Source organism: Rhizobium sp. SRI_017, from assembly GCF_057586295.1.
Genome location: NZ_JBYCZP010000043.1, coordinates 1 through 6189 on the forward strand (window position 1 = coordinate 1; position 6189 = coordinate 6189).

The window sequence follows — 6189 nt, forward strand, 5'->3', positions numbered from 1 at the left end:
ATAACATATCGCATAATTTAGTTTATGGAACTTTTTTGCTGAGACCGCGCGAACCCATGAACTTCTGATCGCCTTTGAAGTCTTTCGGACCTATGGCAACCGTGGCCCACTGGGCATCGTAACGTTAACCCCGCGGCGATTGGCCTGTGCGATTTTGCGGCATGACCCAAACCGTTCGTGATCCCTTATCGCCGCCACCGGTTCCCAGCTGACCGTGAGTCAAGGCTTGTATTGAAACGATTGGGCCTTGCCTATAAGGACCGGAGACCGAATAAAGCCCCGCAGATATAGAAATCGCGGAAAGCTTGGTAAAGATTTACTGAAACCAATTTCCCCGAATGCGCCGCTGTGGCAGTCTGCGAGCTGTGGAATGGGATAGGGGTATGGTAACGATCAAGGAAATCGCCAAGGCCGTGGGCGTTTCATCCGCCACGGTATCGCGGGTTCTGAACTACGACCCTGCCCTTTCCATTTCTCCAGCGAAACGCCAAGCCATCATCGAAACAGCCGAAGCGCTGAACTACGAGACGCCGCGCAATCGCAACAAGGCGAATGGCCCGACATCGCCGAGCCCGCTGACAAAGCTCGTCATCGTGCATTTCCTCGGACCGTCCGATGAGATCGCCGACCCCTACTATGTCGGCATTCGCCTAGGCATCGAGACCCGCTGTCGCGAACTCAAGACCGAGATCGTCAAGTTCTTCCATTCCGACGCTCTTCCGGAAGCCTCCCTTCTTGAGCGTGCATCGGGCGTCATCGTGATCGGCAAACATTCCGATAACGAAATCGATTGGGTGCAACGCCATGCGCGGCAGATTGTCTTTGCCGACTTCGATCCGAAAATCGACCAGATTGACAGCGTGCTTTCGGATATGGGGATCGCGACCCTCAAGGTTCTGGATGCCTTGAAAGTCAGCGGGTACAAACGGATCGGCTTCATCGGCAGTCACGAGAAATTGAATGGGACCGTCACGCCTTTCGGCGAGAAACGCTGCGCCGCCTATATCGAATGGCAGAATCAGCAAGGCACGTTCGATCCCGACCTACTCGCGCTGGCCGACAGTTCGTCAGGACAAAGCCTTCGATTGGATACCGGCTATCGGCTGGCACGCGATCTGCTCGCACTGGCGCAAAAGCCGGACGTGATCGTCACCTCGAACGACAACATGGCGATCGGCACTTACAGGGCGATCCAGGAGGCGGGTTTGTCCATACCCGACGATATCGGCGTGATCTCGTTCAACGACATCCCGGTCGCGCAGTTCCTCATGCCGCCGCTGACGACGGTCCGCGTTCACGGCGAGCATATCGGCGAGGTCGCCGTCGATCTTTTGCTGGAACGCCTCTCCGGACGCACCTACGGCAAGAAAGTGCACATCTCCACAGAGCTCATTCACCGCGAGAGCTGTCGCAACGCCATGAAATCCCAAGCGTTTCTCAAGTCGTTCGCAGCGGCAATAAATATTTACTAAATTTTCCTTGTGTGTCTTCCGTTTTTGGGTAAATTGTCGCCGAACACTTGGGCAATGCCAGCTACATTGAATGGGCGCAGGCCCGTTCTGCGATCAATCGCGAGGAGCTGACGGTCGGACTTTCGGCAGCCAGCTCCTTCCTTTTCGATAGCGCCGGCATCCGCATCAGATAGCGAGCCGTCGGGACAATTCGGGAAAACACAATGACCGACATGAAGACGATCGGCTGGGGCATTATCGGCCCCGGCAGCATTGCAAAGACCTTTGCGGCCGGTATCGCCCATTCCCGGACCGGGAAACTGGTTGCGATCGCCAGCCGCAACGCATCACAGGCTGGCCTTGGTGACGGTTTTCCCGGCGCCCGCGTCGTTGAGGGTTACGAAGCGCTGCTTGCCGACCGCGAAATCGACGTGATTTACATCGCCACGCCCCATCCATCGCATGCCGAATGGGCGATCAAGGCGATCCGTGCCGGCAAGCATGTCCTGGTCGAAAAACCGATCGCGCTTTCGGCCTATGAGGCCGATGCGATCTATCACGAAGCCCGCAAGGCCGGCGTCTTCGCAGGCGAAGCTTTCATGTACCGGCTACACCCGCAAACCGCGAAAATCATCGACCTCGTCAAGAGCGGTGCGATCGGCGCGGTGCGCCTGATCAAGTCGAGCTTCGGCTTCGACATGGGCACGGTCAGGCCGGACCATCGCCTGTTTTCCAACGCGCTTGCGGGCGGCGGCATTCTCGATGTCGGCGGCTACCCGGTTTCCATGGCGCGTTTGATCGCCGGTGCCGTTGAAGGCAAGCCGTTCCTCGACCCCGTCAACATCGTGGGTGCCGGTCGTCTTGGTGCAACCGGGGTGGACGAATGGGCTTCGGCGGTCCTGCAGTTCGAAAACGGCATCATCGCCGAGGTCTCCTGCTCGATCATGGCGCAGCAGGACAATGTCTTGCGCATCATCGGCTCCGAAGGCCGCATCGAGGTCGCCGATTTCTGGTTCGCATCGGGACATCAAGGCGGCACCGGGCTGATCGAGATATTCCGTAAGGATGGCAGCCGGGACACCGTCGAGGTAGTCGAAGACCGGTGGCTCTACTCCTTCGAGGTGGACGCTGCCGGTGAAGCCATCCGTTCAGGCCGTCAGGAATTCGATGCGCCCGGTATGAACTGGGCCGATTCCATCGGCAATCTCAGGGTACTTGACCTCTGGAGGTCAGCGATCGGCCTCGAATACGGGATCGAGAAACCGGAGCAGCGCCGCTTCAACATCCGCGGAGAAACCGTGAGGCCGGGCAAGAGCGTGCCGCGCCGGCAGATTCCCGGCATCGCCAAGTCGGCCTCCGTCGTGGCGCTCGGCTTTGAATTCTTCCCCAATTTCGCAGCCGCTTCGCTGACGCTCGATGCCTTTTACGAGGCGGGCGGCAACGTCTTCGATACCGCCTGGATCTACAACAACGGCATAACCGAACGGATTTTCGGAGAATGGCTGACAAGCCGCAGCGTGCCTCGCGAGGAAGTAGTGCTGATCGGCAAGGGCGCGCACTCGCCGCTCGTCTATCCGGACCGCATCGGAAAGCAGTTGTCGGAATCGCTGGAGCGGCTGAAAACCGACTACGTCGATGCCTACTTCATGCACCGCGACAACCCTGACATTCCCGTCGGCGAGTTTGTCGATGCCATGGATGCCGAAGTTAGGACCGGGCGTATTCGCGGGATTTTCGGGGGATCCAACTGGACGCGTGCCCGCCTTCAAGAGGCGATCGACTATGCCCATGCGAACGGCAAGACGGCACCCGCCGCGCTCTCGAACAATTTCTCGTTAGCAGAGATGCTCGATCCGATCTGGGCCGGCTGCGTTCATGCGTCGGACGACGAATGGAAGGCATGGCTTGCCGAACGGCAAATTCCAAACTTTGCCTGGTCGAGCCAGGGGCGCGGTTTCTTCACGGAGCGCGCAGGCCGCGGGAAGACGGAAGACGAGGAGCTGGTCCGTTGCTGGTACAGCGACCGCAACTTCGAGCGTCGCGAACGCGCCATCGAGATCGCAAGCAGGCTGGCCCGCAAACCGATCCATATCGCGCTGGCCTATGTCCTGGCCCAGCCCTTCCCCGTCATCCCGCTGATCGGCCCGCGCACCGTTGCCGAACTGGAAGATAGTCTCTCGGCTCTCGACATTCGGCTGACTGCGGATGAGGTCAAGTGGCTCACAGCGTGAAAACGCAAAAGAAAGCGCTTGTAGGGGCTCCGTGGGCATTTCTGCAATAATACACGCTCAGGGAATTTGAAGTTGTTTGGATTGAAGCGGTTAGCGCGGATTGGCATGAAGCGTTCGAGGGGGCGGTCAATTTCGTACCAGAGGTAGTCGCCGGTGAGCGCGATATGCGTCCATGGTAACGGTGCGACCTGGGAAATCAGCTCGTCCGGAATGAGAATGCTCTACTTCGGATATAATCGACGGCACGGCTGAGATAAACTGTGTTCCACAGGATGATGGCGTTGACGACGAGGTTGAGACCAGACGCCCCCTAGGCCATGGTTTCCGCGACGCGGTTGCGCAATTCACCGAGCTGATGGCGAACGGTGGCGCGTGCAAGATCGTGACGGCTTTCGCCCTTGTTGTGGATCGCATGCGATCTGCGCCGCTGTTTCGTATCGAGCAGCCGGTCGATCCGGCCCTTTTCGCGCAGCGCCTGGTTCAGCCGGTTTTTCGCGGCGAGGCTGCAACTTTTTCAGGATCACGGAAGGCGGGACCATAAGGCCCTCGAGATCTGACAATTTAACGGTATCAGTTTTCGCAGGCTAAGTCCTCAATTCGCACATATTTTAAGTGAATGTCGGAAGCCAATAGCCTCCAAGGACCTGACTTAATGTCTTCAAAAATTGATGGAAATTTCGACCAGCAGGGTCAGGCCGATAACGCTGAAGAAAAACCAGGTAGAGCCGTAACGTTTGGAATCAGCGGACGACCTTCGCTGAAGCCGGAAGTTGGCTCCACTTCTGGAAATTCTTTAGGTGTGCCGGTTGGAAGGCTGTCAGTCGCACTGCCGAACTTATCTCCATTGGGCGGAGGGATTCCAGAGGCAGTGAGACTGTTTTTGTCGGCTCTTAATGCAGACAACGTAAGCTCTGTTACGGTTCATGCCGTTAGCCCCTCACTTGACCAAGTCGATTTGGATGCGTGGCGCGACTGCCAATTGGACCCCCATCGCTTCTTTGGCACTGCGCGCTATTTCTTCGCGCCCACTATGCTGGTTTCGCTATTCCGGGCCAATCCAGATATCGTCCACGTACACGGACTTTGGCAATTTCACTGTGCTGCCGTCTATATCTGGTCACTCGTCACGGGGCGACCCTATGTTGTCAGCCCGCATGGTATGCTTGATCCTTGGATTAGGGGCCGGGCCAAGGCGCTTAAAGCATTAGTATCGCTTCTATACCAGGATCGCTTCTTGAGAAGAGCCGCAGGCTTCCATTTTCTGACTGAGCAAGAAAAAGCGGATTGCGCCGAGTTCGTCAAAGGTCAGCCAACAAGCGTGATCAGAAATGTAGCTGAGTTGCCGCCAAACGATTCTGGTCTTCCGTCGTGGTGGAAGCCAGATTACCATGGAAAACAAGTTTTCCTTTACCTGGGGCGAATTCACGAGAAAAAGGGATGTTCCGAGCTTCTTGATGCTTGGGAGGAGCTTTGTGGTTTTCATGGTGTTATTCGAGATAAGTCAGTTCTAATTTTTTGCGGCTGGGTCGACGGAATTGAGGGTTTTGAGCAACGTTGTTCTTCTTTAGGCGCTTCGCTAGGGAATGTGAATTTTGCTGGCCCACAATATGGCGCCGACAAAGGAAGGAGTTTCGCCGCTGCAACCTATTTTGTTTTGCCGTCGAAGAGTGAAGGGCTGCCGATGGCGGTATTGGAGGCGTGGGCCGCAGGTAAGCCGTCAATAATGAGTGTTGAATGTAACCTGGACATCGGATTCCAGAGAGGTGCGGCCATTCTCACTGGAACCTCCGCAAACTCAATTCAAGATGCCATAGCTCATGCCGCTGTTTTGCCTGTTGAAGAAAGAGAAGCGATGTCGCGCCGTGCAAGAGATCTTGTGGCTGACGAGTTTTCTATCGAGAGCATTCGAGGCAGTTTGCTGCATTTGTACAAGACGGCGTTATCGTGGAATCGTACTCGGCCGAATTTGAGGCGATTTTTTGGGATCAAAACTAAAGCGGTAAAAACAAAACGTAATACCAACGGGCGTTGATCATGACTTATGCGCCTATTCTCTCATTCCGATGGACATGATTTTCCAAGGTTGATCGATGAGCCTGTTCCAAGCACGGCAGCATTGGTCGACGATATCGTCGTAGTCTTTGAAGACCCGGTTCGATAGCCAGTTGTCGCGCATGAACTGCCAGACGTTTTCGACCGGGTTGAGTTCGGGGGACCGTGGCGGGAGGAACATCAGCGTCATATTGTCGGGAACCCTGATCTTCGGCGTGACATGCCAGCCAGCCTGATCGAGGATGAGCACAGCATGCGCGCCGGGATCGACGGCCTGGCTGATTTCGGCGAGATGATCCTGCATGGCCTCGGTATCGCAATAGCGAAGGACGAGGCCCGCACCCTTGCCCGCCTCATGCTGGTGTTCGACATGTTCAGAAGGTTCCGCACCGCCGCCAAGAGAGAGATGCGCGATCGAGTGATCGCCTTGGCGCGCGGCGACATGTATGATGACG

The 6189-nt window shown here is 56.5% G+C and carries 4 protein-coding genes and 1 pseudogene; 3 read left to right on the top strand and 2 right to left on the bottom strand.

Translation table 11 applies throughout. From position 1 onward, the window contains the following. Positions 1-383 precede the first annotated feature (383 nt). Together AC2YI2_RS34670 and AC2YI2_RS34675 are read left to right on the top strand one after the other, a co-directional pair. Positions 384-1472, top strand: coding sequence for a LacI family DNA-binding transcriptional regulator (locus tag AC2YI2_RS34670; protein ID WP_487391070.1), 1089 nt, complete (start codon positions 384-386; stop codon positions 1470-1472). A 203-nt stretch (positions 1473-1675) separates the two neighbouring features. After that, a complete protein-coding gene (locus AC2YI2_RS34675) occupies positions 1676-3682 on the top strand; it encodes an aldo/keto reductase (RefSeq protein ID WP_487391071.1) in 2007 nt (668 codons plus the stop codon). Between the two features lie 196 nt (positions 3683-3878). Here the strand turns inward: AC2YI2_RS34675 and AC2YI2_RS34680 are convergent. Then, positions 3879-4169 (bottom strand): annotated as a pseudogene (locus AC2YI2_RS34680) (Tn3 family transposase); the annotation flags it as partial. Between the two features lie 165 nt (positions 4170-4334). Between AC2YI2_RS34680 and AC2YI2_RS34685 the strand changes: the two are divergent. Continuing rightward, the gene (locus AC2YI2_RS34685; RefSeq protein ID WP_487391072.1) at positions 4335-5714 is read left to right on the top strand and encodes a glycosyltransferase; all 1380 of its coding nucleotides are present in this window, start codon (positions 4335-4337) and stop codon (positions 5712-5714) included. A 15-nt stretch (positions 5715-5729) separates the two neighbouring features. On the opposite strand, the gene AC2YI2_RS34690 is transcribed toward AC2YI2_RS34685, so the two are convergent. Continuing rightward, positions 5730-6189 (bottom strand): transposase (locus AC2YI2_RS34690; RefSeq protein WP_487391073.1); only part of this gene is annotated, 460 nt, incomplete at its 5' end.

Coding starts and splice junctions, on each gene's coding strand:
- AC2YI2_RS34670 (WP_487391070.1), top strand. CDS start 384: ATGGTAACGATCAAGGAAATCGCCAAGGCCGTGGGCGTTTCATCCGCC.
- AC2YI2_RS34675 (WP_487391071.1), top strand. CDS start 1,676: ATGACCGACATGAAGACGATCGGCTGGGGCATTATCGGCCCCGGCAGC.
- AC2YI2_RS34685 (WP_487391072.1), top strand. CDS start 4,335: ATGTCTTCAAAAATTGATGGAAATTTCGACCAGCAGGGTCAGGCCGAT.